General features: G+C 73.7%; 20 protein-coding genes and 1 riboswitch. Of the genes, 16 read left to right on the top strand and 4 right to left on the bottom strand.

The features are described 5' to 3' along the window. The first annotated feature begins 59 nt into the window (after nt 1-59). The 6 genes from obgE to KG111_RS04410 all read left to right on the top strand — a co-directional run bounded on the left by obgE (nt 60) and on the right by KG111_RS04410 (nt 7,466). Nucleotides 60-1,607 (top strand): GTPase ObgE, encoded by a 1,548-nt coding sequence (obgE, locus tag KG111_RS04385; RefSeq protein ID WP_205290586.1) that lies wholly within the window; start codon nt 60-62, stop codon nt 1,605-1,607. Beyond that, nucleotides 1,600-2,733: a glutamate 5-kinase gene (gene proB, locus KG111_RS04390; RefSeq protein ID WP_205290585.1), complete on the top strand. Its 1,134-nt coding sequence runs from the start codon at nt 1,600-1,602 to the stop codon at nt 2,731-2,733. The genes obgE and proB overlap by 8 nt, the downstream gene beginning before the upstream one ends. A 262-nt stretch (nt 2,734-2,995) precedes the next feature. Then, on the top strand, nt 2,996-3,961 hold the full coding sequence (locus KG111_RS04395) for a type IV toxin-antitoxin system AbiEi family antitoxin domain-containing protein (protein WP_205290584.1): 966 nt from the start codon (nt 2,996-2,998) through the stop codon (nt 3,959-3,961). 155 nt (nt 3,962-4,116) lie between these two features. After that, complete coding sequence (locus tag KG111_RS04400; protein ID WP_205290583.1) at nt 4,117-5,292, top strand: cysteine desulfurase family protein; 1,176 nt, start codon at nt 4,117-4,119, stop codon at nt 5,290-5,292. A 15-nt stretch (nt 5,293-5,307) separates the two neighbouring features. Beyond that, a complete protein-coding gene (gene mnmA / locus KG111_RS04405; RefSeq protein WP_205290582.1) occupies nt 5,308-6,459 on the top strand; it encodes a tRNA 2-thiouridine(34) synthase MnmA in 1,152 nt (383 codons plus the stop codon). Beyond that, nucleotides 6,453-7,466, top strand: coding sequence for a uroporphyrinogen decarboxylase/cobalamine-independent methonine synthase family protein (locus tag KG111_RS04410; protein WP_249666298.1), 1,014 nt, complete (start codon nt 6,453-6,455; stop codon nt 7,464-7,466). Before mnmA ends, KG111_RS04410 begins: the two co-directional genes overlap by 7 nt. A gap of 90 nt (nt 7,467-7,556) precedes the next feature. Here KG111_RS04410 and KG111_RS04415 read toward each other — a convergent pair whose 3' ends face one another. The 3 genes from KG111_RS04415 to KG111_RS04425 form a co-directional block, all read right to left on the bottom strand. Next, nucleotides 7,557-9,278 carry an MFS transporter gene (locus tag KG111_RS04415; RefSeq protein ID WP_249666299.1) on the bottom strand — a complete coding sequence of 574 codons (1,722 nt, stop codon included), beginning with the start codon at nt 9,276-9,278 and terminating at the stop codon, nt 7,557-7,559. Between the two features lie 95 nt (nt 9,279-9,373). Next, nucleotides 9,374-11,029, bottom strand: coding sequence for an MFS transporter (locus KG111_RS04420; protein ID WP_249666300.1), 1,656 nt, complete (start codon nt 11,027-11,029; stop codon nt 9,374-9,376). Nucleotides 11,030-11,054: 25 nt separating this feature from the next. Beyond that, complete coding sequence (locus tag KG111_RS04425) at nt 11,055-11,654, bottom strand: TetR/AcrR family transcriptional regulator (RefSeq protein WP_249666301.1); 600 nt, start codon at nt 11,652-11,654, stop codon at nt 11,055-11,057. A 100-nt stretch (nt 11,655-11,754) separates the two neighbouring features. On the opposite strand from KG111_RS04425, the gene ligA reads away from it, so the two are divergent. Further along, a complete protein-coding gene (gene ligA / locus KG111_RS04430) occupies nt 11,755-13,866 on the top strand; it encodes an NAD-dependent DNA ligase LigA (protein WP_205290580.1) in 2,112 nt (703 codons plus the stop codon). After that, nucleotides 13,863-14,921, top strand: coding sequence for an alpha/beta hydrolase family protein (locus KG111_RS04435; RefSeq protein ID WP_249666302.1), 1,059 nt, complete (start codon nt 13,863-13,865; stop codon nt 14,919-14,921). Before ligA ends, KG111_RS04435 begins: the two co-directional genes overlap by 4 nt. Nucleotides 14,922-14,957: 36 nt before the next feature. On the opposite strand, the gene KG111_RS04440 is transcribed toward KG111_RS04435, so the two are convergent. After that, nucleotides 14,958-15,395: a hypothetical protein gene (locus KG111_RS04440; protein WP_205290579.1), complete on the bottom strand. Its 438-nt coding sequence runs from the start codon at nt 15,393-15,395 to the stop codon at nt 14,958-14,960. 43 nt (nt 15,396-15,438) lie between these two features. Between KG111_RS04440 and gatC the strand changes: the two genes are divergently transcribed. The 8 genes from gatC (at nt 15,439) to KG111_RS04480 (ending at nt 25,773) form a co-directional block, all read left to right on the top strand. Continuing rightward, nucleotides 15,439-15,738, top strand: a complete 300-nt coding sequence (gatC, locus tag KG111_RS04445; protein WP_205290578.1) for an Asp-tRNA(Asn)/Glu-tRNA(Gln) amidotransferase subunit GatC — start codon at nt 15,439-15,441, stop codon at nt 15,736-15,738. Nucleotides 15,739-15,814: 76 nt separating this feature from the next. After that, nucleotides 15,815-17,332: an Asp-tRNA(Asn)/Glu-tRNA(Gln) amidotransferase subunit GatA gene (gene gatA / locus KG111_RS04450; protein WP_205290577.1), complete on the top strand. Its 1,518-nt coding sequence runs from the start codon at nt 15,815-15,817 to the stop codon at nt 17,330-17,332. A gap of 2 nt (nt 17,333-17,334) precedes the next feature. Then, complete coding sequence (gene gatB, locus KG111_RS04455) at nt 17,335-18,834, top strand: Asp-tRNA(Asn)/Glu-tRNA(Gln) amidotransferase subunit GatB (RefSeq protein ID WP_205290576.1); 1,500 nt, start codon at nt 17,335-17,337, stop codon at nt 18,832-18,834. 233 nt (nt 18,835-19,067) lie between these two features. Continuing rightward, nucleotides 19,068-20,447: an HNH endonuclease signature motif containing protein gene (locus tag KG111_RS04460; RefSeq protein WP_205290575.1), complete on the top strand. Its 1,380-nt coding sequence runs from the start codon at nt 19,068-19,070 to the stop codon at nt 20,445-20,447. A gap of 416 nt (nt 20,448-20,863) precedes the next feature. Next, nucleotides 20,864-21,018: riboswitch (cobalamin riboswitch) on the top strand. Nucleotides 21,019-21,096: 78 nt separating this feature from the next. Next, nucleotides 21,097-22,266 carry a prenyltransferase/squalene oxidase repeat-containing protein gene (locus tag KG111_RS04465; RefSeq protein WP_205290574.1) on the top strand — a complete coding sequence of 390 codons (1,170 nt, stop codon included), beginning with the start codon at nt 21,097-21,099 and terminating at the stop codon, nt 22,264-22,266. Then, nucleotides 22,248-22,904: a hypothetical protein gene (locus tag KG111_RS04470; protein ID WP_205290573.1), complete on the top strand. Its 657-nt coding sequence runs from the start codon at nt 22,248-22,250 to the stop codon at nt 22,902-22,904. The genes KG111_RS04465 and KG111_RS04470 overlap by 19 nt, the downstream gene beginning before the upstream one ends. Then, nucleotides 22,901-24,031, top strand: coding sequence for an energy-coupling factor transporter transmembrane component T family protein (locus KG111_RS04475; protein ID WP_205290572.1), 1,131 nt, complete (start codon nt 22,901-22,903; stop codon nt 24,029-24,031). The genes KG111_RS04470 and KG111_RS04475 overlap by 4 nt, the downstream gene beginning before the upstream one ends. Further along, complete coding sequence (locus tag KG111_RS04480) at nt 24,031-25,773, top strand: ABC transporter ATP-binding protein (protein WP_205290571.1); 1,743 nt, start codon at nt 24,031-24,033, stop codon at nt 25,771-25,773. The genes KG111_RS04475 and KG111_RS04480 overlap by 1 nt, the downstream gene beginning before the upstream one ends.

The following is a 25,773-nucleotide window of genomic DNA, read 5'->3' on the forward strand; positions in this document are numbered from 1 at the left end:
TTTCCGGCGGGTCGGTCGTGACCCGTCCCCCGCACCACCCCAAGTGAAAGAGTGACCCCATGGCTGTACCCACCTTCGTCGATCGAGTGACGCTGCACGTCGCCGCCGGTCGCGGCGGCAACGGGGTCGCCTCCGTTCACCGGGAGAAGTTCAAGCCCCTCGGCGGGCCCGACGGCGGCAACGGCGGCCCGGGCGGGTCGGTGATCCTCCGGGTCGACCCCGACGTCACCACGCTGCTCGACTACCACCACTCCTCCAAGCGGCAGGCCGAGCACGGCGGCCACGGCGCCGGCGACCGCCGCAACGGCTCGCACGGGGCCGACATGATCCTCCGGGTGCCCGACGGCACCGTCGTGAAGCTCCGCAACGGCGAGGTCCTCGCCGACCTGGTCGGCGCCGGCACGGAGCTGGTCATCGCCGAGGGCGGCCGCGGCGGCCTCGGCAACGCCGCGCTGGCCTCGAAGTCCCGCAAGGCGCCCGGGTTCGCGCTGCTCGGCGAGCCCGGCGAGGAGCTCGACGTCGTGCTCGAGCTCAAGGTCGTCGCCGACGTCGGCCTGGTCGGCTTCCCCAGCGCCGGCAAGTCCAGCCTGATCGCCTCGATCTCGCGGGCCCGGCCCAAGATCGCCGACTACCCCTTCACCACCCTGGTGCCCAACCTCGGCGTGGTCACCGCCGGCGACGTCGTCTTCACCGTCGCCGACGTGCCCGGCCTGATCGAGGGCGCGGCCGAGGGCCGCGGCCTGGGCCACGACTTCCTGCGCCACATCGAGCGCTGCGCGGCCCTGGTGCACGTCCTGGACACCGCCACCATGGAGCCCGGGCGCAACCCCGCCGACGACCTGGCCGTCATCGAGGACGAGCTGCGCCGCTACGGCGGGCTCGAGGACCGCCCGCGCCTGGTCGCGCTGAACAAGGTCGACGTGCCCGACGGCCGCGGCATCGCCGACATGGTCGTCGAGGAGCTGCGCGCCGCGGGCCACCGGGTCTTCCCGATCTCCGCCGTGTCCGGCGAGGGCACCCGCGAGCTGATCTTCGCGATGGCCGAGATCGTGCAGGAGGCCCGCAAGGCCCGCGAGGCGGAGATCCCCGCCCGGGTCGTGGTCCGGCCCAAGGCCGTCGACGACGACGGCTTCACCGTCACCCGCACCGGCGCCGGCTGGCGGGTGCGGGGCCGCAAGCCCGAGCGCTGGGTGCGCCAGACCGACTTCAGCAACGACGAGGCCGTCGGCTACCTCGCCGACCGGCTCAACCGCCTCGGCGTGGAGACCCGCCTGGTGCAGCTCGGTGCCGAGGAGGGCGACGCGGTGCTCATCGGGCCCACCGAGGACGCCGTGGTGTTCGACTTCAAGCCCGGCATCGACGCCGGCGCCGAGAACCTCTCGCGCCGCGGCGAGGACGCCCGCTTCGCCGAGGACCGTCCCGCCGCGCAGCGGCGCCGCGAGATCCAGGAGAAGCTCGGCGAGCGCGCCGAGAACGAGACCCGCGCCGACGTGGCCCGCCGCATCGACCGCCCGGAGGTCTACGGACCCACGTCGTACGAGATCGGCTCGGCCGAGGACCCCGACGTGGAGCAGGAGGCCTGGCTCGAGGACGATCCCGGTGAGTGACGACCTCGCGGCCGCTGGGCGCCCTGAGGTCCTCGCGGCCAGGCGGATCGTGGTCAAGGTCGGCTCGTCGTCGTTGACCACGGCCGCCGGCGGCCTCGACCCCGAGCGGCTCCGGGTGCTCGCCGACGTCCTCGCCGAGACCCGGGCGCGGGGGAGCGAGGTCGTGCTGGTCTCCTCCGGCGCCATCGCCGCCGGGCTGGCGCCGCTCGGCCTCAAGCGCCGCCCGCGCGGGCTCGCCGCGCAGCAGGCGGCCGCCTCCGTGGGCCAGGGGCTGCTCGTGCACCGCTACACCGAGGAGCTCGGCCGCCACGGCATCACCGTCGGGCAGGTGCTGCTCACCGTCGACGACGTGGCCCGCCGCGGCAGCTACCGCAACGCCCAGCAGACGTTCACGAAGCTGCTCGAGCTCGGCGTGCTGCCCATCGTCAACGAGAACGACACGGTGGCGACCGGTGAGATCCGGTTCGGCGACAACGACCGCCTCGCCGCGCTCGTCGCGCACCTCGTCCGCGCCGACCTGCTGGTCCTGCTCAGCGACGTCGACGCGCTGTACGACGGTCCGCCGAGCCGTCCCGGGGCGCAGCGGATCGCGGAGGTCCGCTCCCGTGCCGACCTCGCCGACGTGGTCGTCGGCTCCGCCGGCGCCGCCGGGGTCGGCACCGGCGGCATGGTCACCAAGATCGACGCGGCCTCGATCGCCACCGACTCCGGCATCCCCGTCGTGCTCACCTCCGCGCCGCTGGCCGCCGAGGCGCTCGCCGCGCAGCCGGTGGGCACCTTGTTCCACGCCACCGGCAAGCGCCGGCCCGGCCGGCTGCTGTGGCTGCGCCACACCGCCGACGTCGCCGGTGCGCTGGTGCTGGATGCCGGTGCCGTGCGCGCCGTGGTCGAGCGCCGGGCCTCCCTGCTGGCCGCGGGCATCACCGGCGTGGAGGGTGACTTCGTCGCCGGCGACCCCGTCGAGCTGCGCGGCCCCGACGGCACCCCTGTGGCCCGCGGCCTGGTCAACTTCGACGCCGCCGAGCTGCCCCGCCTCCTCGGCCGCTCCTCCAAGGAGCTCAAGCGTGAGCTCGGCCCCGCCTACGAGCGGGAGGTCGTCCACCGCGACGACCTCGTCGTCCTCTGACCCTCCTGCTCTCCTCTCCCAGACCGCTCCACCCCTCACCGCGAGTTGTGAGTTCTCGTCCCGCGAGTCGTGATCTTCCGTCCGCCGAGTCGTGACTTTCCGTCCGCCGACTCGTGAGTTTCCGTCCGTCGATTCGGGCGTTGGGGTGAACGAGGTGCTCGTGCCGGCCGCGGCGCGTCCACAGGGAGGTCCGCCGCGTCCGTCGTCCACAACCCGAGCGGGACCGGCCGCGCGTCGTACGACGTCCGCGGAGCCTGGGGACATGGACCCGCGTGCTGCCCTCCCGTCGTACCCCTTCGGCTCCGACGACCTCCCCCGGTTGGGGCTCAGCGAGACCCGGCTGCGGCGGCTCGTGGCGGACGGTGCGGTGCACCGGGTGCTGCGCGGTGTGTACGTCGCCGCCGGGGTCGAGAACGGTCCCGAGCTGCGGGCACGGGCGGCCGGGCTGGTGATGGCCGAGGGCCAGGTGCTGCGCGACCGCACCGCGGCCTGGGTGCACGGGGTCGACGTGTACTCCTACGCCGAGCTCGAGACGACCCCGCTGGTGGAGACCTGCGCCCTGCCCGGGGCCCAGCCGACCCGGCTGGCCGGCATCGACGGCCGGACCCGCGACCTCGCGCCGTACGACGTCCTCGACATCGGCGGCGTCGCGGTCACCACGCCGCTGCGTACTGCCCTCGACCTCGGCTGCCACCTGCGCCGCCGCGAGGCCTACGCCGCGATCAACGAGTTGGCGCACCGCCACGACCTGAGCGTGCGCGACCTCGTCGCCGAGCTGCCCCGCTTCCGTGGCCGGCGCGGGGTGCGGCAGCTGCGTCCGCTGCTGGCCATCGTCGACCCGCGGGTGGAGTCGCAGCGCGAGTCCTGGACGCTGCTCGCGATCCACGACGCCGGGCTGCCTGTCCCGACCCTGCAGCACTGGGTGGACGTCGACGGCGTGCCGACCTACCGGCTCGACTTCGCCTACCTGCGCCGCCGCGTCTACGTGGAGTACGACGGCTTCGACGCCCACGAGCGGGACCAGGCCCAGCGCGACCACGACCGCCGGCGCCGCGCCGTGCTGCGCGAGCAGGGCTGGCGCGGGATCGTGGTGCGCCGCGGCGACTTCGGTGGGGCGGACGGGGAGCGGTGGGTGCACGACCTGCGGGCGGCGCTGGCGGCGCCGTACTCCTCGCAGCGCTGGCAGCCGCGCCGACCGCGGCCGACGCTCCCCGCCGTACCGGCCTGATCCTGCCGACGGACGGAACGTCACGAGTCGGCGGACGGAAACTGACGACTCGGGGGACGGAGACTCACGAGTCGGCGCACGGAAACTCACAACTCGGCGGACGGGAAGTCCCGAGTCGGGGGGAGGGGGAGGCTCGCCGGTAGGCTGGGAGGGACATGAAGGACGCCCCCACGGTCTACCTCGACCACGCTGCGACGACGCCGATGACCGACGTCGCGTTCGAGGCGTTGACCGCTCGCCTGCGCGAGGTCGGCAACGCCAGCTCGCTGCACGCCTCGGGCCGCGCCGCCCGCCGGGTCGTCGAGGAGTCCCGGGAGACGGTGGCCCAGGCGCTGAACTGCCGTCCCGGCGAGGTGGTGTTCACCTCGGGTGGGACCGAGGCGGACAACCTGGCGGTCAAGGGCCTGTACTGGGGCCGGCGTGCCACCGACCCGCGCCGTACCCGGGTGCTGGCCTCCGCGGTGGAGCACCACGCGGTGCTCGACCCCGTGGACTGGCTGGCCGAGCACGAGGGCGCCGACGTGGAGCACGTCGCGGTCGACGAGCTGGGCCGGCTGGACCTGGAGGCGCTGCGCGCGGGCATCGAGCGCGATCCCGGCTCGGTCGCGCTGCTCACCGTCATGTGGGCCAACAACGAGGTCGGCACGCTGCAGCCGATCACCGAGGTCGTCGCCCTGGCCGCCGAGCACGGCATCCCGGTGCACACCGACGCCGTGCAGGCCGTCGGTGCCGTCCCGGTCGACTTCGCCGCCTGTGGCGTCGATGCCCTCACCGTCTCCGGCCACAAGGTCGGCGGACCCCAGGGCGTGGGCGCGCTGCTGGCGCGCCGCGAGCTCGCGCTGGTCCCGCTGCTGCACGGCGGCGGGCAGGAGCGCGACGTACGCAGCGGCACCCTCGACGTGCCCGCGATCGCCGGGTTCGCCGCCGCCGTCGAGCTGGCGGTCAAGCAGCAGCACGAGCACGCCGTACGGCTCGCCGCGCTGCGCGACCGCCTCGTCGACGTCGTACGACGCGAGGTGCCCGACGTCGTCGTCAACGGCTCGCCGACCGACCGGCTGCCCGGCAACGTGCACCTCAGCTTCCCCGGCTGCGAGGGCGACTCGCTGCTGATGCTCCTCGACGCCCGCGGCATCGAGTGCTCCACCGGCTCGGCGTGCTCGGCCGGTGTGCCGCAGCCCTCCCACGTGCTGCTCGCGATGGGGCGCAGCGCCGAGGAGGCCCGTGGGTCGCTGCGGTTCAGCCTGGGCCACACCTCGACCGTCGCGGACGTCGAGGCCGTCGCCGCCGCGATCGCGCCCTGCGTGGAGCGTGCCCGTGCCGCCCGTGCCTGAGTCCGGGGCGACGCGATGAGGGTCGTCGCCGCGATGTCCGGTGGGGTGGACTCCGCCGTCGCCGCCGCCCGCGCGAAGGAGGCCGGCCACGACGTCACCGGCATCCACCTCGCGCTCTCGCGCAACCCGAAGTCGTACCGCTCCGGGGCGCGGGGCTGCTGCACCATCGAGGACGCCAACGACGCCCGCCGGGCGGCCGACGTGATCGGCATCCCGTTCTACGTCTGGGACCTCTCGGAGCGGTTCCACACCGACGTGGTGGAGGACTTCATGGACACCTACGCGGCCGGGCAGACGCCGAACCCCTGCCTGCGCTGCAACGAGAAGATCAAGTTCGCCGCGGTGCTCGACCGGGCGCTGGCGCTGGGCTTCGACGCGGTCGCCACCGGCCACTACGCCACCGTCGTGCACACCGAGGCCGGGGTCGAGCTGCACCGCGCCGTGGACGGCGCGAAGGACCAGTCCTACGTCCTCGGCGTGCTGGACGAGGCCCAGCTGCGGCACTCGCTGTTCCCGCTCGGCGACACCCCCAAGACCCAGGTGCGGCGCGAGGCGGCTGAGCGCGGCCTGCTGGTCGCCGACAAGCCGGACAGCCACGACATCTGCTTCGTCGCCGACGGCGACAACGCCGGCTGGCTGCGCGAGAAGCTCGGCGATCGCGCCCCCAACACCGGCGGCGAGATCCGCGACGAGACCACCGGCGAGGTGCTCGGCCACCACGAGGGCACGTTCGGGTTCACCATCGGTCAGCGCAAGGGACTGCGCCTGGGCCGGCCCGCCCCCGACGGCCGCCCGCGCTACGTGCTCGACATCGAGCCGGTCTCCGGCACCGTCACGGTCGGCCCCCGCGAGCGGCTGGCGGTGGACCGGATCACCGGCGACCGGCTGCGCTGGTGCGGCCCGGCCCTGCCCGCCGGCACCATCCTCGACGGCCCGGACGTCACCGTGCAGCTTCGCGCCCACGGCGCCGAGCACCGCGCCGTGGTCCGCGTCGGCGAGAACACCTTGGACATCGAGCTCCTCGACCTCGCCGAGGGCATCGCGCCCGGCCAGGCCGCGGTCGTGTACGACGGCTCGCGCGTGGTCGGCTCCGCCACCATCACCGCAACCCGGCGCGCGACCAGCGCGACCGGTGGGCCGGACAGCCCGGTGGAGCCGACGTGGTGAGGGCGACGGGCATCGGCTCGTTCCCCGGCGAGCACCAGCGCGACTTCGACACCGCGCTGGCGGTGGTGCTGGACGAGCTGGCCGCCGACGAGCGTGGGCTGCCGTTCCTGCCGGAGGTGCCGGGACGTGGCGCGCCGGCGGGGATGACCGGCCGCACCCTCGGCGTGGTCAGCGAGCTGGACGCGGACCTGCAGCCGAGCGGGTGGCGCCTGACCGGCTCCTCCGGCGCGCCGCCGCTGGACCAGCGCCGGGCCCGGAGCCAGCTCGGCCAGGACCTGGACTCCCTGGAGGAGCAGGCGAGCACCCACGCCGGCGCCTTCAAGGTGCAGCTGGTGGGGCCGTGGACGCTGGCCGCCACGGTGGAGCGCCCGCGGGGCGACAAGCTGCTGGCCGACCACGGTGCGCGCCGCGACCTCGCGCAGGCCCTCGCGCTGGGCGTGGCCGACCACGTCGCCGACCTGCGCCGCCGACTGCCCGCGGCCACCGAGATCATCGTCCAGCTCGACGAGCCCGGGCTTCCCGCCGTGCTGAGCGGCTCGGTGCCGACCGCGTCCGGGTTCTCCCGGCACCGCACGGTGCACCCGCCGGAGGCGAGCGAGGCGCTGGCGTGGGTGCTCGGCGCCATCGCCGGGGCCGGTGCCACGCCGTGGGTGCACTGCTGCGCCCCCGACGTGCCGGTCGGGCTGCTGCGTGGCGCCGGCGCGCGCGGCGTCGCCGTCGACCTCACGGCACTCGCCGCCGCCGACCTGGACGTGCTGGCCGAGACGCTCGAGGCCGGCGACAGCGTCGTGCTCGGCGTCGTACCGGGCACGGACCCCGAGGCGGTGCCCGGCGACGGTGAGGTCACCGACACCGTGCTGCGCTGGTTGGACCTGCTGGGCCTGGACCCGGAGCGGGTGGGGGACCGGCTCCTGGTGGCGCCGTCCTGCGGCACCGCCGGTGCCTCCGCTGCCTGGGCGCGCGGGTCGCTGAGGCTGCTGCGCACCGCGGCCCGCAACGCGACCTGACCTGACCTGCCCGCAACGCGGCCTGACCCGCCCGGACGAGCCGGACGGGCCAGGAGGGAGCACCGCGGATCAGACGCGGCCGCGCGCCGTTCAGACCGGCGGCGCCGGCACGTCCTCGGCGGCCTTGCCGTCGGTGGTGCCGTCGGTGCGCTCGGCAGTGCTGCCGGTGACGTCCTCGCCGTGCCCGGCACCCTGCGGGCCGGTCAGCTCGGTCGGGCTGACCCGCATGAACGTCCAGATCACCAGCGAGGCGACGAGCATCAGCACGGAGGCGCCGAGGAACGCGTGGGTGGCGCCCTCGGTGTAGGTCGCGGTGTAGAGCGCGGAGTCGAGGTAGCTCAGGCTGCCGCCCGGCACGGACGCGTCGGGGTCGAGACCGCCTGCCGCGATCCCCTCGCGCAGCGGGCCGGAGATGTCGGTGGTGCGGTCGTTGATGAAGTGCAGCGAGACCGTGCCGAGGATGGCCAGGCCCAGGGCGCCGCCGACCTGCTGCACCGTGTTGAGCATCCCCGAGCCGACGCCGGCGTCCTCGCGGCGCACGGCGTGCACGGCGGTCAGCGTCATCGGCACGAACGTCATGCCCATGCCGATGCCCATCATCACCAGGAACGGCAGGAAGTCGGTCAGGTAGGACACGCCCGCCCCGATCGGCTCGCCGCCCGGCGCCATGCTGCGCAGCACCGCCTCGACGGAGTCGTCGACGTCGTACCGGGAGAAGCCGAAGAGGGCGATGGAGGCGAGCAGGGTGCCGGTGCCGGTGATGTAGCGGACGCTGACCTTGCGCACCCCGATCGAGGCGATGGCGGCGCCGGTCATCACTGCCACCGAGAAGGGCAGGAAAGCGACGCCGGCGTGCAGCGGCTCGTAGCCCATGATCCGCTGCACGAACTGGCCGTTGAAGTAGAACATCGCGAACATCGCGGCGGCTGCGAAGATCATCGCGCCGAAGCTGGTCCCGCGGGTGCGGTCCAGCAGCAGGCGCAGCGGCATCAGCGGGGCGGCGACCCGCCGCTCGGTGACGACGAAGGCCACCAGCAGCGCGACGCCGACGGCGAGGGTGAGGGCCGTGATCGGGTCGTCCCAGCCGTGCTCGGCCTCGCCGGCGCGGGAGAGGCCGTAGACCAGCGCGAGCAGGCCGCCGGTGGCGGTCACCGCACCGGGTACGTCGAGCCGGGCGTTGCTCCGCTCGGACTCACGCAGCCAGCGCGGCGCGAGCAGCGCGGCGACGAGACCGATCGGGGCGTTGATCCACAGGGTCAGGCGCCAGCCGGTGACCTCCATGCCGAAGATGGAGTCCAGCCCGGTCAGGAACCCGCCCAGCAGCAGGCCGGTCGCGGCGCCGATGCCCGACATGCCGGCGAAGACGCCCATCGCCTTGCTGCGCTGCGGCCCGACCGGGAAGTTCGTGGTGATCAGGGCCAGTGCGGCGGGGGAGGCCAGCGCCGCCCCGACGCCCTGCAGGGCGCGGGACGCCAGCAGCATCCAACCCTCGGTGGCGCACCCGCCGAGCAGGGAGGCGAAGGCGAAGATGGAGAGCCCGACGGTGAAGGTACGACGTCGCCCGAGCAGGTCGCCGAGGCGGCCGCCGAGCAGCAGCAGGCCTCCGAACGACAGCGCGTAGATGGTGACGACCCAGGTCAGCGTCCCGCCGGTCATGGCGAGGTCGCGGGCGATGTGCGGCAGCGCGATGTTGGTGATGGTGCCGTCTAGCACCAGCATCAGCTGGGCCACCGAGATCAGCACGAGGGCGCGGCCCAGGTTGGCGCCGACCGCGGGGGAACCCGCCGGGTCGGTCTTGGTCGAGTCGGTCACGGGTCTCCTGGCGTCGTCGTACACGAACGGGACAAACGATAGATCATATATCTCGAACGGCGCGCGACGAACCAGACGGCGCGCGGACGCTCGGCTCACCCGACGTGGCCGCCCTCGGGGCTGTCGGTGGCCAGCTCGGTGTGCTTGACGTCGAGGAACAGCCAGATGACGACCGAGGCGAGAAGCATCATGGCCGCTCCGACGACGAAGGCGTGGGTGGCGCCCTCGGTGAAGCTGCTCTGATAGATCGCCGCATCGAGCACGGTCAGGTCCGACCCCGGGACCGGGGCGCTCGGATCGCCCCCGTCGGCGGCCAGGCCCTTGCTCAGCGGACCGGCCACCTCGGCGGCGCGGCTGTTGGTGAAGTGCAGCGCCACGGTGCTCAGCGCCGCCAGGCCGAGGGCGCCACCGACCTGCTGCATGGTGTTCAGCACCCCGGAGCCGATGCCGGAGTCCTGGGCCTGGACGTGGTGCACGGCGGTGAGGGTGAGGGGAACGAAGACCATGCCCATGCCGACCGCCATCAGGATGATCCAGGGGAACAGCGCGGTCCAGTAGTGGAGGTCCTCGCCGGCGGTGCCGCCCGCCGACAGTGTCTTCAGCACGGCGGCGGGGGAGTCGTCGACGTCGACGCGGGAGAACATGAACAGCGCGGTGGCCGCCATCAGGGTGCCGATACCGGACACGTAGCGCGGGTCGATCCGGTTGACCAGGTTCGAGGACAGGCCGGCGCCGAACACGATGCCCACGGAGAACGGGAGGAAGGCGACGCCGGCGGTCAGGGAGCTGTAGCCGACGACCTGCTGGATCAGCAGGCTGAGGTAGAAGAACATCGCGAACATCGCTGCCGGGGCGAGCATCATCGCCGCGAAGCTGGTGGCGCGGGTGCGGTTGGTGAAGATCCGCACCGGCAGCAGCGGGTGCGCGACCCGGGACTCGATGACGGCGAACGTCGCCAGCAGCGCGACGCCGGCGGCCAGTGCCCCGATGGTCTGCGGGTGCCCCCAGCCGTAGGCCTCCTCGCCGGCGCGGGACAGGCCGAAGACCAGGCCGAGCAGGCCCAGCGTTCCGGTGATCGCGCCGGGGATGTCCATCTGGCCGGGGTGGGACTCGGACTCGGCGAGCACCCGCGGCGCCATCGCCGCGGCGACCAGGCCGATCGGCACGTTGATCAGGAAGGTCAGCCGCCAGCCCTGGATGTCGACGCCGAGGAAGGTGTCGAAGCCGGTCAGCCAGCCGCCGAGGATCAGGCCGACCGCCGCGCCCGCGCCGGACATGGCGGCATAGATGGCGAACGCGCGGTTGCGGGGCGGACCCGCCGGGAAGTTGGTGGTGATCAGGGCCAGCGCCGCGGGCGAGGCGAGCGCGGCGCCCAGCCCCTGCATGGCCCGCGAGCCCAGCAGCATCAGCTCGGTGGTGGCGAAGCCGCCGGTCAGCGAGGCGAGGGCGAACACCGCGAGGCCGAGCATGAAGATCCGGCGTCGGCCGTAGAGGTCGCCGAGCCGGCCGCCGAGCAGCAGCAGCCCGCCGAAGGCCAGGGCGTAGCCGGTGACGATCCAGGTCAGGTTGGCCTGGGAGATGTGCAGGTCGTTGCCGATGAACGGCAGGGCGATGTTGGTGATGGTGCTGTCCAGCACGACCATCAGCTGGGCGACCGAGATGACGACCAGGGCCCAGCCCAGCCGGGTCGTGGTGCCGGAGGCGGTGTCGGGTGTGGATGAGGCAGGCGGAAGAGACTCGGGGTGGGTCACGACGCTCGTTCCTTGAGGAGTGGGGTCAGCCGCGCTGGACGGCCGGAAGGATGAGCTGGTCGACCACGCGGGCGACCAGGTCGGGGGTGGAGGTGGCACCGACGATGAAGATCTGGTGCAGGACGATGCCGGGCAGGGCGGCGGCGAGGAGGTCGAGGTCAACACCCTCGCGCAGCTCGCCCCGCGCCTGGGCACGTTCGTAGATCTCGCGCGAGACCGCCAGCTTGGGAGCGATGAACCGCTCCCGCCAGGCCGCGGCGAACTCGGCGTCACGTGAGATGGCGGTGACCACGCTGCCCAGCAGCGAGGTCTGGTGGCCGTCGGTCAGGCCGCCGGCCGCGCAGAAGGTGGCCAGCAGGTCCCCGCGCAGGGTGCCGGTGTCGGCGGCCTCCTCCAGCGGGGTCTTCTGGGAGATCAGGGCGTCGATCACCAGGGTGGGCTTGCCGTCCCAGCGGCGGTAGAGCGTCGCCTTCGACGCCTTGGCGCGGGCCGCGACCGCGTCCATCGTGAGCCGGTCGTAGCCGACCTCGGCGAGCACGGCGAGCGCGGCGTCGAGGATCTGCTGCTCCCGGTCGCCCGAGACGCGCGGACGGCCGACGACGGCGATGATCTCCCGGGGTGACACCATTGAAACGGTACGGTTCCGTTCCATCGCCGGTCAAGGGGTTTTCCGGTGCACCGGGCTGTCGGCCGGGCTGTCGGAGGGACAGGAGAAGATGTCGCCCATGAGCGACGACTCCGCCCCCGTCGTACCGGTCGTGCCGGACGAGCTCCGCGAGGAGCACGCAACGCTGTCCGAGGAGATCGAGCAGGCGCGGTGGCGCTACTACGTGCTCGACGACCCGACGCTGTCGGATGCCGACTTCGACGCCCGGATGCGCCGGCTGGAGGAGCTGGAGACTCAGCACCCCGAGCTGCGCACCCCGGACTCGCCCACCCAGAAGGTGGGCGGCGCGGTGTCGACCGAGTTCACCGCGGTGGACCACCTGCAGCGCATGGAGAGCCTGGACAACGCGTTCTCCTTCGACGAGCTCGGCGCCTGGCACGCCCGGCTCGCCCGCGACGGCGTCCAGGACCCGGCCCTGCTGTGCGAGCTCAAGGTCGACGGCCTGGCGATCAACCTGCTCTACGAGAAGGGCCGCCTGGTCCGGGCGCTGACCCGCGGCGACGGCCGCACCGGCGAGGACGTCACCCCCAACGTGCGCACCATCGCCTCCGTGCCGGACCGGCTCACCGGCACCGACGAGTTCGCCGTCCCCGACCTGGTCGAGGTCCGCGGCGAGGTGTTCCTGCCCGTCGAGGCCTTCGAGGCGCTCAACGTCACCATGACCGAGGCCGGCAAGGCGCCCTTCGCCAACCCGCGCAACGCCGCCGCCGGCTCGCTGCGGCAGAAGGACCCCCGCGTCACCGCCTCCCGCGCCCTGGGCATGGTCTGCCACGGCATCGGTGCCCGCGAGGGCTTCGAGCCGCGCGCGCAGTCCGAGGCCTACCGTGCCCTGGCCACCTGGGGGCTGCCGGTCTCGAACAAGGTGCGCGTCGTCGACTCGCTGGCGAAGGTCGAGGAGTACGTCGCCCACGCCGGCGAGAACCGGCACTCGATCGTGCCGTACGAGATCGACGGCGTCGTGGTGAAGGTCGACGACGTCTCCGCCCAGCGCCGGCTCGGCTCCACCAGCCGCGCGCCGCGCTGGGCGATCGCCTACAAGTACCCGCCGGAAGAGGTCAACACCAAGCTGCTCGCCATCGAGGTCAACACCGGGCGCACCGGCCGCGTCACGCCGTACGGCGTCATGGAGCCGGTCCGCGTCGCGGGCTCGACGGTGGAGATGGCCACGCTGCACAACGGCTACGAGGTCAAGCGCAAGGACGTGCGCCCCGGCGACACCGTGGTGCTGCGCAAGGCCGGCGACGTGATCCCCGAGATCGTGGGCCCGGTGCTGGCGCTGCGCCCCGAGGGCCTGCCCGAGTGGGAGATGCCGACCGCCTGCCCCTCGTGCGGCACGCCGCTGGTGGAGCAGAAGGAGGGCGACAAGGACCGCCGCTGCCCCAACCACGAGCACTGCCCGGCGCAGGTGCGCGAGCGGGTCTTCCACGTCGCCGGCCGCGGCGCCTTCGACATCGAGGGACTGGGCTACGAGGCGGCCACGGCGCTGCTCGACGCCGGCGTGATCCGCAACGAGGGCGACGTCTTCGACCTCGACGCCGACAAGCTGCTGGCCACGCCGCTGTTCACCCGCGCGCCCAAGAAGGGCGAGGAGGGCCCGCAGCTCAGCGCCAACGGCCAGAAGCTGCTCGACAACCTCGGCGCCCGCAAGCAGGTGCCGCTGTGGCGGGTCCTGGTCGCGCTGTCCATCCGCCACGTCGGGCCGACCGCCGCCCGCGCCCTGGCGGCCGAGTTCGGGTCGATGGACGCGATCCGCGCCGCCACCGAGGAGGCGCTGGCCGCCGCCGAGGGGGTCGGCCCGACGATCGCCGCGGCCGTGATCGAGTGGTTCGGCGTGGACTGGCACGCCGAGATCGTGGACAGGTGGACCGCCGCCGGCGTCGCGATGGCCGACGAGCGTGACGAGTCGGTCGAGCGCACCCTGGAGGGGCTCACGATCGTGGTCACCGGCTCGCTGCAGCACTTCTCCCGCGACTCCGCCAAGGAGGCGATCCTGTCCCGCGGCGGCAAGGCGGCGGGCTCGGTGTCGAAGAAGACCGACTACGTCGTGGTCGGGGAGAGCGCAGGCTCCAAGGCGGACAAGGCCGAGCAGCTCGGTGTGCCCATCCTCGACGAGGACGGGTTCGTCGCCCTGCTGGACAACGGCCCGCCCGAGACGACACTGGAGGAGTGAGAGGGCGATGGCGGCGGGCAGCGGCGACGGCGGCGGTCCTGGCGCTGCTCGTCGCCGGCTGCTCGGAGGCTGATGCTCCTGAGCCTCCCGACGCCCAGACGCCGCCCGCCTCGACCGACTCCTCCGCCGGCTCCTTGACCGACTCGTCGACGACGGCTCCGACCAGCGCGCCGCACCCGGTGTCGCTGCCCGCGCTGCGCGCCCGGCACGAGTCCGGCGACCTCACCGGGTCCCGCCTGCGGCTGGGCCGTGAGGTGCTGCGCACCCCGCGGCACACGCAGTACGACGTCACCTACCGCGCCGGCGGGCTGCGGCTGACCGGCCGGATCGCCGTACCGGAGGGCCCCGGGCCGTTCCCGGTGGTCGTGCTCGCGCACGGCTACATCGATCCCGACCGCTACGCCGGCGGGCAGGGCCTGACCCGGGAGCGGGCCTGGTTCGGCGAGCGCGGCTACGTGGCGCTGCACGTGGACTACCGCGGTCACGCCGGCTCCGCCGACGGGCCGCTCGGCGAGCTCGACATGCGGATGGGCTACACCGAGGACGTGATCGGCGCCGTGCAGGCGCTGCGGGCCTGGGACGGCCCGGTGGACGACGAGCGGATCGGCCTGGTCGGACGCTCCATGGGCGGCGGCGTGGTCTACAACGCGCTCGTCGTCGCACCGGGGCTCGTCGACGCCGGGGTGGTGTTCGCCCCGGTCAGCTCGCGCGCGGAGGACAACTTCGAGCAGTGGATCCGGCCCGACCCGGCCCGCAGCGGGGTGGCCCGCCGGATCCTGCGCACCTACGGCGAGCCGGCGGCCAACCCCGCGTTCTGGGACGGGATCAGTGCCCGGACCTACTTCGTCGACCTCACCGAGCCGGTGCTGGTGCACCACGGCACCGCCGACGACACCTGCCCGATCGCCTGGAGCCGCGCCACCGTGCGCGCGATGCGCCGTGCCGGCGTGGACGTCACCTTCGAGGTCTACCAGGGGGAGGGCCACGCCTTCGGGCCGCAGTTCGAGGACGCGATGCAGCGCACCGAGACGTTCCTGCGCACCCACCTGCGCTGAGCGCCCCTGCGCTGAGCGGGCCCCTGCGCTGAGCGATCAGTGCGCGGGCGGCACCAGGGCGGCGACCCAGGCCGCCGCGTCGGCCGGCTCCAGGCGCGCGAGCGGCAGGCCGGGGCGGATCCGCGGCACGTCGGTGAGCCAGGCCAGGTCCGGCCCGGGCTCGGCCCGGATGCGACGCACGGTCCGCTTCACCAGGCCGCGCAGGCCCGCCTCCTCGTGCACGAGGTTCACCAGCAGGTCGGCGCGGGGGAGCAGGGCGGCCCGCCCGGCCTCGTCGGCGATCGGGGTCACCCAGCCCTCGAACGCGGCCAGCCGTGCGAGGTCCTCGGGCCCGGACAGGTCGGTGGGCTCGACCAGCGGCAGGTCGAGGGCCTCGGCCAGGCGCTGGCAGAGGCTGGTGAGGGCGACCCCGGGCGTCCCCACGACGAGCACGCGCTGCGGGATCCGCGGCGGTGTCGGGGTGAGGGGGTGCACCCGGCGGATTCTAGGCACGTGCCCGGCACCTAGGATTGTCGGCATGTCTCAACTGTCCCGCGAGGAGGTGGCCCACCTGGCCGACCTCGCCCGGATCGACCTCGACGACGCCGAGCTGGACCACCTGGCCCCGCAGCTCAACGTCATCCTCGAGGCGGTCGCGTCGATCCAGGGAGTTGCCGGCGACGACGTCGTCCCCACCTCCCACCCGCTCCCGATGACCAACGTGTTCCGCGAGGACGTCGTGGTCCCCAGCCTCACCCCGGAGCAGGCACTCGCCGGCGCCCCGGAGGCGCAGGACCAGAAGTTCGCGGTCCCGCGGATCCTGGGGGACGAGCAGTGAGCGAGCGCAGCGAGCGAACCATTCGACACAGCGCCGGGCGTGCCTCGTGCGCGCCCGGAGCGAAGCGAGGACGCGCATGAGCTGGATCCACGCCACGGCCGCCGAGCAGGCCGACGCCCTGGCCGCCGGCGACGTCACCTCCGTCGAGCTGGTCCAGGCCCACCTCGACCAGATCGCGGCGACCAACGACGGCCCCGACGGGCTCAACTCGTTCCTGCACGTCGACGCCGACGGTGCGCTCGCCCAGGCCAAGGCCTCCGACGCGCGCCGCGCGGCCGGCGAGCCGCTGCACGCCCTCGACGGCGTGCCGATCGCGATCAAGGACGTGCTGGCCACCGAGGGCCTGCCCACGACCGCCGGCTCCAAGATCCTCGAGGGCTGGGTCCCGCCGTACGACGGCACGGTGACCGCCAAGCTCAAGGCCGCCGGACTGCCGATCCTCGGCAAGACCAACATGGACGAGTTCGCGATGGGCTCGGCCAACGAGAACTCCGCCTACGGCCCGGTGAAGAACCCCTGGGACCACACCCGGATCCCGGGCGGCTCCGGTGGCGGCTCGGCCGCCGCGGTGGCCGCGTTCCAGGCCCCGCTGGCGATCGGCTCGGACACCGGCGGCTCGATCCGTCAGCCCGGCGCGATGACCGGCACGGTCGGGGTGAAGCCGACCTACGGCTCGGTGTCGCGCTACGGCGTGATCGCGCTGGCCAACTCCCTCGACCAGCTCGGCCCGTGCACCCGCACCGTGCTCGACGCGGCGCTGCTGGCCGAGCTCATCGGCGGGCACGACCCCAAGGACTCCACCTCGGTGCCGGGCCGGCTCGAGGGTCTCGTCGAGGCGGCGCGCTCCGGTGCCGCCGGCGACCTGAGCGGGGTGCGGATCGGCATCGTCACCGAGCTGCAGGGTGACGCGTGGAGCCCGGCCGTCGTGGAGCGCTTCGACGAGGCGATCGAGGTCCTCAAGGGCCTCGGCGCCGAGATCAGCGAGGTCAGCCTGCCCAGCTTCGTGCACGCGATGGCGGCCTACTACCTGATCCTGCCGGCCGAGTGCTCCTCCAACCTCGCCAAGTTCGACGCGATGCGCTACGGCCGCCGCGTCACCCCCGAGGGCTCGCCGTCGGCGGAGGAGGTCATGCGGGTCTCGCGCGACGAGGGCTTCGGCGACGAGGTCAAGCGTCGCATCCTGATCGGCACCTACGCGCTGTCCAGCGGCTACTACGACGCCTACTACGGCCAGGCGCAGAAGATCCGCACGCTGATCATCGAGGACTTCAAGCGTGCCTTCGAGTCCGTCGACCTGCTGGTCAGCCCGACCGCCCCGACCACCGCGTGGGCGCTGGGGGAGAAGACCGACGACCCGCTGGCCAACTACCTGCAGGACCTGGCGACGCTGCCCGCCAACCTGGCCGGGGTGCCCGGCATCTCGATCCCCTCGGGGACCAGCAGCGCCGACGGCCTGCCGACCGGCATCCAGTTCCTCGCGCCGGTGCTCGAGGACGCCCGGCTCTACCGGGTCGGCGCGGCGCTGGAGGCCGCGCTGACGGCCACGTGGGGCGGCCCGCTCGCCCCCGCGTCGTACCGCAAGGAAGGTGAGTGACGATGGCCGCCACGACCGAGCTGGTCGACTTCGACGAGGTGATCGCGAAGTTCGACCCGGCGATGGGCCTGGAGATCCACGTCGAGCTCAACACCAACACCAAGATGTTCTGCGGCTGCCCGACCGCGTTCGGTGCGGAGCCCAACACGCAGGTCTGCCCGACCTGCCTGGGCCTGCCCGGCGCGATGCCGGTGGTCAACCGCAAGGCGGTGGAGTCAGCGATCCGGATCGGTCTCGCGCTGAACTGCGAGATCGCCGAGTGGTGCCGCTTCGCGCGGAAGAACTACTTCTACCCGGACATGCCGAAGAACTTCCAGACCTCGCAGTACGACGAGCCGATCGCCTTCGACGGCTACCTCGACGTCGACGTGGAGGGGGAGACCTTCCGCGTCGAGATCGAGCGCGCGCACATGGAGGAGGACACCGGGAAGTCCACGCACGTCGGCGGCTCGGACGGCCGGATCCACGGCGCCGACTACTCGCTGGTCGACTACAACCGCGCCGGCATCCCGCTGATCGAGATCGTCACCCGGCCGATCCTGGGCACCGGCGACAAGGCGCCGCTGGTGGCCAAGGCGTACGTGTCCGCGATCCGCGACCTGATCGTCGCCCTCGGTGTCTCCGACGCCCGGATGGACCAGGGCTCGATCCGTGCCGACGTGAACCTGTCGCTGGCGCCGAAGGGCTCCGGCGGCCTGGGCACCCGCTCGGAGACCAAGAACGTCAACTCGCTGCGCTCGGTCGAGCGGGCCGTGCGCTACGAGATGGGGCGGCACGCGGGCATCCTGCTCGCCGGCGGTTCGGTGCTGCAGGAGACGCGGCACTTCCACGAGAACGACGGCACCACCTCCTCGGGTCGTGAGAAGTCGGACGCCGAGGACTACCGGTACTTCCCCGAGCCCGACCTGGTGCCGGTCGCGCCGAGCCGGGAGTGGGTCGAGGAGCTGCGCGCCACCCTGCCGGAGAACCCCGCCGCGAAGCGGGTCCGGCTGCAGAAGGAGTGGGGCTTCAGCGACCTCGAGATGCGCGACACCATCGGTGCCGGGGCGCTCGAGCTGATCGAGGAGACCGTCGCCGCCGGCGCTGCCCCGCAGGCTGCCCGCAAGTGGTGGCTCTCCGAGCTGACGCGTCGTGCCAACGACACCGGCGTCGAGCTGGCCGAGGTCGGCGTGACGCCGGTGCAGGTGGCCGGCGTGCAGGCGCTGGTCGACACCGGCCGGATCAACGACAAGCTCGCCCGTCAGGTCTTCGACGGCCTGATCGCCGGCGAGGGCACCCCGGAGGAGATCGTCGCGGCCCGCGGGCTGGAGATCGTCTCCGACGACGGCGCGCTCTCGGCTGCCGTCGACAAGGCGATCGAGGCCAACCCGGACGTCGCGGACAAGATCCGCGACGGCAAGGTCGCCGCCGCCGGCGCCCTCATCGGTGCGGTGATGAAGGAGATGCGCGGCCAGGCCGACGCCGGCCGGGTGCGCGAGCTGATCCTGGAGAAGCTCGCCTGAGCCTCGCCTGCTCCTGAGCCCGTCCACACCGCCCGCGGCCAGCTGGTCGCGGGCGGTGCTGTGTCCCGGCGGCGTAGGGCCGGGTTCATGTTCCGCTCCCGCCGGACCGTGCTCGCCCTCCTCGGTGCCACCCCGGTGGGCGAGCCTGTGCGAGACAACCGAGGTGGTTTCTGCAGGTCACAGGCGGTTTTCGGGGGCCGGGTTCCGTCGGAGGGTCGGAGGAGAATCCAGGTATGGATCTCAGGAGCAGCACCGCAGCAGCGGAGCACGACGGCCGTCCGGTCGCCGAGCTGCTCAACGTGCTGAGCGCCGGCGTCCGGCGCCGCGCCGACCTGATGATCGACGAGTGGGCCGCGATCGTCGCGTGGGCCGACCAGAACGTGGTCGACGCACCCGAGCACGCCGCCACGGTGCGCGACTCGTTCGTCGACACTGGTGTCCCCATCGCGGGGCCCGGTGCTCCGCTGGTCTCGGAGTTCCACTTGATGGAGCTCATTGCCGTGCTGGGTCGTTCACCCGACGGCGGCCGGGTCTACGTCGGGCGGATCATCGAGTGCGCCTGGCGGCTCCCTCTTCTCTACGGCCAGGTGATGTCCGGGAAGGTCGCCACCTGGCGCGCCGAGCGCGTCGCGGACCTCACGCGGTCACTCAACCCGGATGCGGCGGCGTTCGTGGACCGGCAGGTCGCATCGCGGGTCGGGCGCGTGGGGTGGGCGGAGATGGATCGCGTCGTGGCGACCGCGGTCCTCAGGTATGACCCTGTGGCCGCTGAGGCCCGCCGGAAGGAGGCCGCCGATCACCGGCACTTCGACGTCGGCGCGGCGAACGAGAACGGGCTGGCCGTGATCGGTGGTCTCCTCGACGCCGCCGACGCGGCCGACCTCGACGACGCCGTCGGCCGGCGGGCGACGCTGCTGGGCCGGCTCGGTTCCGAGGAGTCGCTCGATGTGCGGCGGGCTGTCGCGGTCGGTGAGCTGGCGCGGAACGACCTCGAGCTGGACCTGCTCACCACCGACGAGGAGACCGGAGAAATGGTCGTCCGCTCGGCTGGTCGCAAGGCCGAGATCTCCGTGCACCTCACCGACACCATGCTCAGCGAGGTCGTGGGTGACGGCGGCGAGCCGAACTCGGTCGGGCGCTGGCACGAGGGACGTCGGCCGGTGCTCAAGGAGCAGATCCGGGAGTGGCTGCGTACGGCCACCTCGATCAGCGTGCAGCCGGTGATCGACCTGGCCGACTGCGACCCGGTCGACCGATACGAGATCCCGCAGAGGCATCGCAAGCAGGTCGAGCTGCGCGACACCACCTGCTGTTTCCCCGGCTGCAGCAGGCGCGCCGAGCGCTGCGACCTCGACCACCGGATCCCGCACGCCGAGGGTGGCTCGACCTGCCCCTGTGACCTGCACCCGCTGTGCCGCCGGCACCACCGCGCCAAGACGCACTCCGGATGGCGGTACTTCGTCCTCATGCCGGGCCACCTGCTCTGGCGAAGTCCCCACGGCTGGTTCTTCCACGTCGGCCCGAACGGGACCCAGGCACTCGACCCACCCGGGCACTGGCCGGACGCGCTGGCCGATCCGGCACTCGAACCCGGGCTCGACCCCGCCGCCTGACCTGCACTCACTGGTGTGCCCCTATCGCACCGGCGGTCCTCGCCGCTGCCTCCGTGATCGGGGTCGTCAGCGTGACTGCCTGGTACGTCTTGAGGGAGACCGTCCGTGCCCGGTCCTGAAACGACGTCTGCGTCTCCTACGACATCGAGGTGCGACGGGATGCGCCGCTCGGGGACAGAGAACTGGTTGACGGTGCGTGCCAGAGCCCGAGTACGCGCGCTACATCGTCTGCGGGCAGAACAAGACGACCGTCGAACCTGTCTCCCACTGAGCGACTCACCCACCGACGCACTTTCCGACGGCCCATCCGCGCCGCCGCCGCACAAGGACACCCCCAGTCAGACCCGCTCCGGCGCGCTGTCGTTCGCACCTCCACCGGCGGGCCGGTGGAACGTGAACCGATGGCGGCGCCGCGCCAGATCTGGAGTACGCTGCGCGGGACAACATCACCACGTCCTTGGTGGGGAAAGCCGGTGCGAATCCGGCGCTGACCCGCAACCGTGAGCGTCATTCCAGGACCGAGTCCTGGGCAGGCGCGAGCCGGAGCACCCGCCCCGTGACGTCCTGACACCAACGCTGTCGTGGAAAGCAGCAGGTCGGGGGGACAGCCCTCTTCCTGCTCGTGCAGCGGGAAGGAACCATGACCCTCATGTCCCCTCGGACGGCCCGGACGCTCTCGGCCGCCGGCTTGTCCCTCGCGCTCCTGCTCACCGGCTGCGGCCGGGAGGACGACGACAAGCGGTCTGCGGCCTCGGACCCCGCCTCGGGCTCCGCCACCGGGTCCGGCGCCGAGCCCGGCACGCCCCAGGCCGCGCTCGCCGGCGCCCGCTGGCTGGAGGGTGAGCTGACCGACGGCGTGCTGCGCAACCGCCAGTACGGCACCGACGACCTCGGCTCCACCATCGACCTCGCCTACGCGCTGCGGGCCGTCGACCCCGACAGCGACGCCCTCCCGGCGATCGCCGACGTCCTGGTCGCCGGCGCGGCGGAGTACGCCAGCCCGGGCGAGGACGTCTACGCCGGGTCCACCGCCAAGCTCCTCTCCTTCGCCGCGGACACCGGCGCCGACCCGCGCGACTTCGCCGGCATCGACCTCCTCGCCCAGCTGGAGGAGCGGATCGAGGACGCCGGTCCCGACGCCGGCCCCACCGCCGGCCGCGCCGAGGACAAGAGCAGCTTCGGCGACTACGCCAACTCCTTCGGCCAGGCCTGGGCCGTCCGCGGCCTCACCCTCGCCGGCTCCGAGGAGGCCGAGGCCGCCCGCGACTACCTGCTGCAGCAGCAGTGCTCGGCCGGCTTCTTCCGGCTCTACTTCCCCGACGCCGCGGCTGCGGACCAGACCTGCGACGGCGCGGGCGCCGCGCCGGAGCCGGTGGACACCACCGCCCTGGCCTACGTGCTGCTGCACGACCTCGCCGAGGACGACGCCACCCTCGACGCCGCGCTGCGCAAGGGCATCGACTACATCCTCGACCAGCAGGCCGAGGACGGCTCCTTCTCCGGTGGCGACGGAGCGGTGGTCCCGAACGCCAACAGCACCGGGCTCGCGGGCTGGGCGCTGCACCTGGCCGGTGAGGACGAGGCGGCCGCGCAGGCCGCCGCCTGGGTCCGCGGCCGCCAGCTCGGTGAGTGTGAGGGCGTCCTCGCCCGCGACGCGGGCGCGATCGCCTTCGACGACACCGCGGTGCGCGCCGCCGGCAAGAAGGGCCTGACCAAGACGACGGAGGGCCAGTGGCGGGCCGCGACCATCCAGGCGCTGCCGGCACTGCTCGCGACCCCGGACGGAGCGGACGAGGCACCGTGCCCCGCCGGCTCCTGAGCCTGCCGACGTCGGCAGCCGCCGCGGGCCTGGTGCTCGCGGCGGTGCCGCTGTCGCCGAGCGCCCCGGCCTCGGCCGGCGTCGCGGCGGCGGCCCCGGCCGCCTGCGCCGCGGACGAGGTCACCGTGCTGGTGGACCCCAACGAGCTCGGCGGCCCCACCAGGACGGCGTGCGCGGCGGCCGGCACGGCGTCGTACGTCTTCGACGAGGCGGGTTTCGAGCTCAGCGGCACCGGCGCGCCGGGCATGCAGGGCTACGTGTGCCGCATCGACGGCCTGCCCGAGGACGGGCGGTGCGTCGCCGGCGACTCCTACTGGTCGCTGTGGTGGGCCGACCCCGGTACGACGACCTGGGCGTACGCCGGCCTCGGGGTGAACGGTCTCGACCTCGAGCCCGGCGCCTGGGTCGGCTTCGCCTGGCACGAGGGCGAGGGCAAGGCGCCGCCGCCCGACGTGCCCCTTCCCGGGGCCGGAGCAGAGGCGACCGCCGACGACGAGGTCGTCGCAGCCGACCAGCCGGCCGCGAAGACGCCCGCGGCGGACGACGACTCCGGGCCGCCCACCGGGCTGCTGATCGGCGGAGCGGTCGTCGTGCTGGCGGCGGCTGCCGTCGTACCCCTGCGGCGGCGGACACGATGAGGATGCCGCGGGACCTGCACCCGGTCGCGTGGTGGGCGTGGGCCGTGGGGATCGCGGTGGCCGCGTCCTGCACCACCAACCCGTTCCTGCTCGGCCTGCTGCTGGCCGCGGTGAGCCTGGTCGTGCTGACCTGCCGCTCCGACCAGCCCTGGGCCCGCTCGTTCCGCCTCTACGTGTGGATCGGCGTGATCGTCGTGGCGGTGCGGATCCTCTTCCGGGTCCTGCTCGGCGGCGACACTCCCGGCCACGTGCTGTTCACCCTGCCCACCATCGACCTGCCCGACGTGGCCGCCGGGATCTCCCTGCTGGGCCCCTTCACCCGCGAGGAGCTGCTCGCCGCGCTGTACGAGGGGATGCGCCTGGCGGCGATCATCATCGCCGTGGGTGCGGCCAACGCGCTGGCCAACCCGAAGCGGCTGATGAAGTCGCTGCCGCCGGCCCTCTACGAGATCGGCACGGCGATGACCGTGGCGATCAACGTGGTGCCGCAGCTGGCCGACAGCGCCCGCCGGATCCGCGCCGCGCAGGAGCTGCGCGGCGGCCCCACGGGCCGGTTCCGCCGCATCCGCGGCGCCCGACGGCTGCTGGTGCCCATCCTGGAGGACTCCTTCGACCGCTCCCTGGCGCTCGCCGCCGGCATGGACGCACGCGGCTACGGACGCGTCGGTGAGCTCACCGCGCAGCAGCGGCGCCGCACCGGGGCCCTGATGATCGGCGGGCTGCTGGGGGTCTGCGTCGGTGTCTACGCGTTCCTCGACGCCACCGCGCCGCGCCTGCTCGCGCTGCCCATGCTGGCCGGCGGCATGGCGCTGGCCCTCGTCGGGTTCGTCTCCGCCGGGCGCCGTGTGCAGCGCACCCGCTACCGGCCCGACCGGTGGCGCGTGCCCGAGGTCGTGGTGGCGTTGTGCGGCATCGGGGCGGGCGCCGTCGTGTGGGCGCTGGGCCGCGCCGACGTCGACACCGCGCACCCGGGCGTGCTGGTCGTGCCGGCGTTGACGGTGCCCGCGGTGCTCGGCGTGCTGCTCGCCGTCGTACCGGTCTGGGCGGCACCGCCGCCGCCGACCGCCCAGGACCCCGGGGCGGCGCCCGCCCCGAGCCCGGAACCGGCCCGGGAGGTGGCCGCCTGATGCTCCAGCTTCGCGACGTCACGTTCTCCTACGACGACCCCTCCGGCGACACCGGCGACGACCGGACCCTCACGCAGGCCCCGGCGCCGGTGCTGGATCGGGTCGACCTCACCATCGACGACGGCGAGCTCGTCGTCCTCGCCGGGCCCACCGGCGTCGGCAAGTCCACCCTGCTCGGCGTCGTCGCCGGCCTGGTGCCCGCGTTCAGCGGCGGCACGCTGAGCGGCGACGTGCTGCTCGACGGGGTCCGCGTCACCGGCCTGCCGGCCCGCGAGCGCGCGCACGTGATCGGCTACGTCGGGCAGAACCCACCGACCTGGTTCGTCACCGACACCGTCGAGGAGGAGCTGGCCTTCGGCATGGAGCAGCTCGGCGTCGCCCCGGCGGCGATGCGACGCCGGGTGGAGGAGACCCTCGACGTGCTGGGCATCGCCGACCTGCGCCACCGCGACCTGCGCACCCTGTCCGGCGGCCAGCAGCAGCGGGTCGCCATCGGCTGCGTGCTCACCACCCACCCGCGGCTGCTCGTCCTCGACGAGCCGACCTCCGCGCTCGACCCGACCGCCGCCGAGGACGTCCTCGCCACGCTGACCCGCCTGGTGCAGGACCTCGGCGTCTCCGTCCTGGTCGCCGAGCACCGCCTGGAGCGGGTGCTGCCGTTCGCCGACCAGCTCTGCGTGCTCGGCGCCGACCCGCTGCGAGGCGGCCGGCTGGTCACGGGCGCTCCCGCCGAGGTGCTGCCGCACGCGCCGGTGGCCCCGCCGCTGGTCGAGCTCGGCCGCCTCGCCGGCTGGGACCCGCTGCCGCTCACCGTCCGCGACGCCCGCCGCGCCGCCGCCACCCTGCGCCCGCGCCTGGGCCCGCCGCCGCACCCCGTCACGCCCACCGCCGCCAGCCCTGCCCCGGCCAGCCCCATCCCGAACATCCCTGCCGGCGAGGCCCCACCGTCGGTGTCGGTACGACGCCTCGTGGTCGCCCACGGCCGCCACCCCGTGCTCCGTGAGGTCTCCTTCGACCTGCGCCCTGGCACGGTCACGGCGCTGATGGGCCGCAACGGCGCCGGCAAGTCCACGCTGCTGTGGACGCTGCAGGGCCGGCACACACCCGCGTCGGGCACGGTGCGGGTGGCCGGCTCCGAGCCGTCCGCGCTCAGTGCGGCGCAGCGCCGCGCACACACCGGCCTGGTGCCGCAGAGCCCGGCCGACCTGCTCTACCTGGAGACCGTGGCGCAGGAGTGCGCGGCCGCCGACGCCTCCGCCGACGCACCGGCCGGCACCTGCGCCGACCTGCTCGAGCGGCTCGCGCCGGGCATCGCCCCCGACCACCACCCACGCGACCTGTCCGAGGGCCAGCGCCTGGCGCTCGCGGTCGCGATCGTGCTCACCGCCCGCCCGCCCGTGCTGCTGCTCGACGAGCCGACCCGCGGCCTGGACTACCCGGCCAAGCGGGCGCTCGCCGCGATCCTGCGCGAGCTGGCCGCCGGCAACGGAACAGGAGCAGCGGACCCGCCGCGGACGGTGCTGCTGGCCACCCACGACGTGGAGTTCGTCGCCCAGGTCGCCGACGAGCTGCTCATGCTCGCCGAGGGCGAGATCGTCTCCGCCGCCCCGGTCGCCCAGGCGCTCACCGAGTCGCCCGCCTTCGCCCCGCAGGTGACGAAGGTGCTCGGCCCGGGGTGGCTCACCGTCGCCGACGTCGCCGACGCGCTGGCGCGCGGCGCGGTGGAGCAGGGGCTGCGATGA

It is taken from the genome of Nocardioides faecalis, from assembly GCF_018388425.1.
Lineage (GTDB): Bacteria > Actinomycetota > Actinomycetes > Propionibacteriales > Nocardioidaceae > Nocardioides > Nocardioides faecalis.

What these genes read in the sequence shown, in the direction of transcription:
- obgE (WP_205290586.1), top strand. Translation starts at nt 60, where the DNA reads ATGGCTGTACCCACCTTCGTCGATCGAGTGACGCTGCACGTCGCCGCC.
- gatC (WP_205290578.1), top strand. Translation starts at nt 15,439, where the DNA reads ATGTCTCAACTGTCCCGCGAGGAGGTGGCCCACCTGGCCGACCTCGCC.
- KG111_RS04400 (WP_205290583.1), top strand. Translation starts at nt 4,117, where the DNA reads ATGAAGGACGCCCCCACGGTCTACCTCGACCACGCTGCGACGACGCCG.
- ligA (WP_205290580.1), top strand. Translation starts at nt 11,755, where the DNA reads ATGAGCGACGACTCCGCCCCCGTCGTACCGGTCGTGCCGGACGAGCTC.
- KG111_RS04395 (WP_205290584.1), top strand. Translation starts at nt 2,996, where the DNA reads ATGGACCCGCGTGCTGCCCTCCCGTCGTACCCCTTCGGCTCCGACGAC.
- KG111_RS04480 (WP_205290571.1), top strand. Translation starts at nt 24,031, where the DNA reads ATGCTCCAGCTTCGCGACGTCACGTTCTCCTACGACGACCCCTCCGGC.
- KG111_RS04465 (WP_205290574.1), top strand. Translation starts at nt 21,097, where the DNA reads ATGTCCCCTCGGACGGCCCGGACGCTCTCGGCCGCCGGCTTGTCCCTC.
- KG111_RS04460 (WP_205290575.1), top strand. Translation starts at nt 19,068, where the DNA reads ATGGATCTCAGGAGCAGCACCGCAGCAGCGGAGCACGACGGCCGTCCG.
- mnmA (WP_205290582.1), top strand. Translation starts at nt 5,308, where the DNA reads ATGAGGGTCGTCGCCGCGATGTCCGGTGGGGTGGACTCCGCCGTCGCC.
- gatB (WP_205290576.1), top strand. Translation starts at nt 17,335, where the DNA reads ATGGCCGCCACGACCGAGCTGGTCGACTTCGACGAGGTGATCGCGAAG.
- KG111_RS04475 (WP_205290572.1), top strand. Translation starts at nt 22,901, where the DNA reads ATGAGGATGCCGCGGGACCTGCACCCGGTCGCGTGGTGGGCGTGGGCC.
- gatA (WP_205290577.1), top strand. Translation starts at nt 15,815, where the DNA reads ATGAGCTGGATCCACGCCACGGCCGCCGAGCAGGCCGACGCCCTGGCC.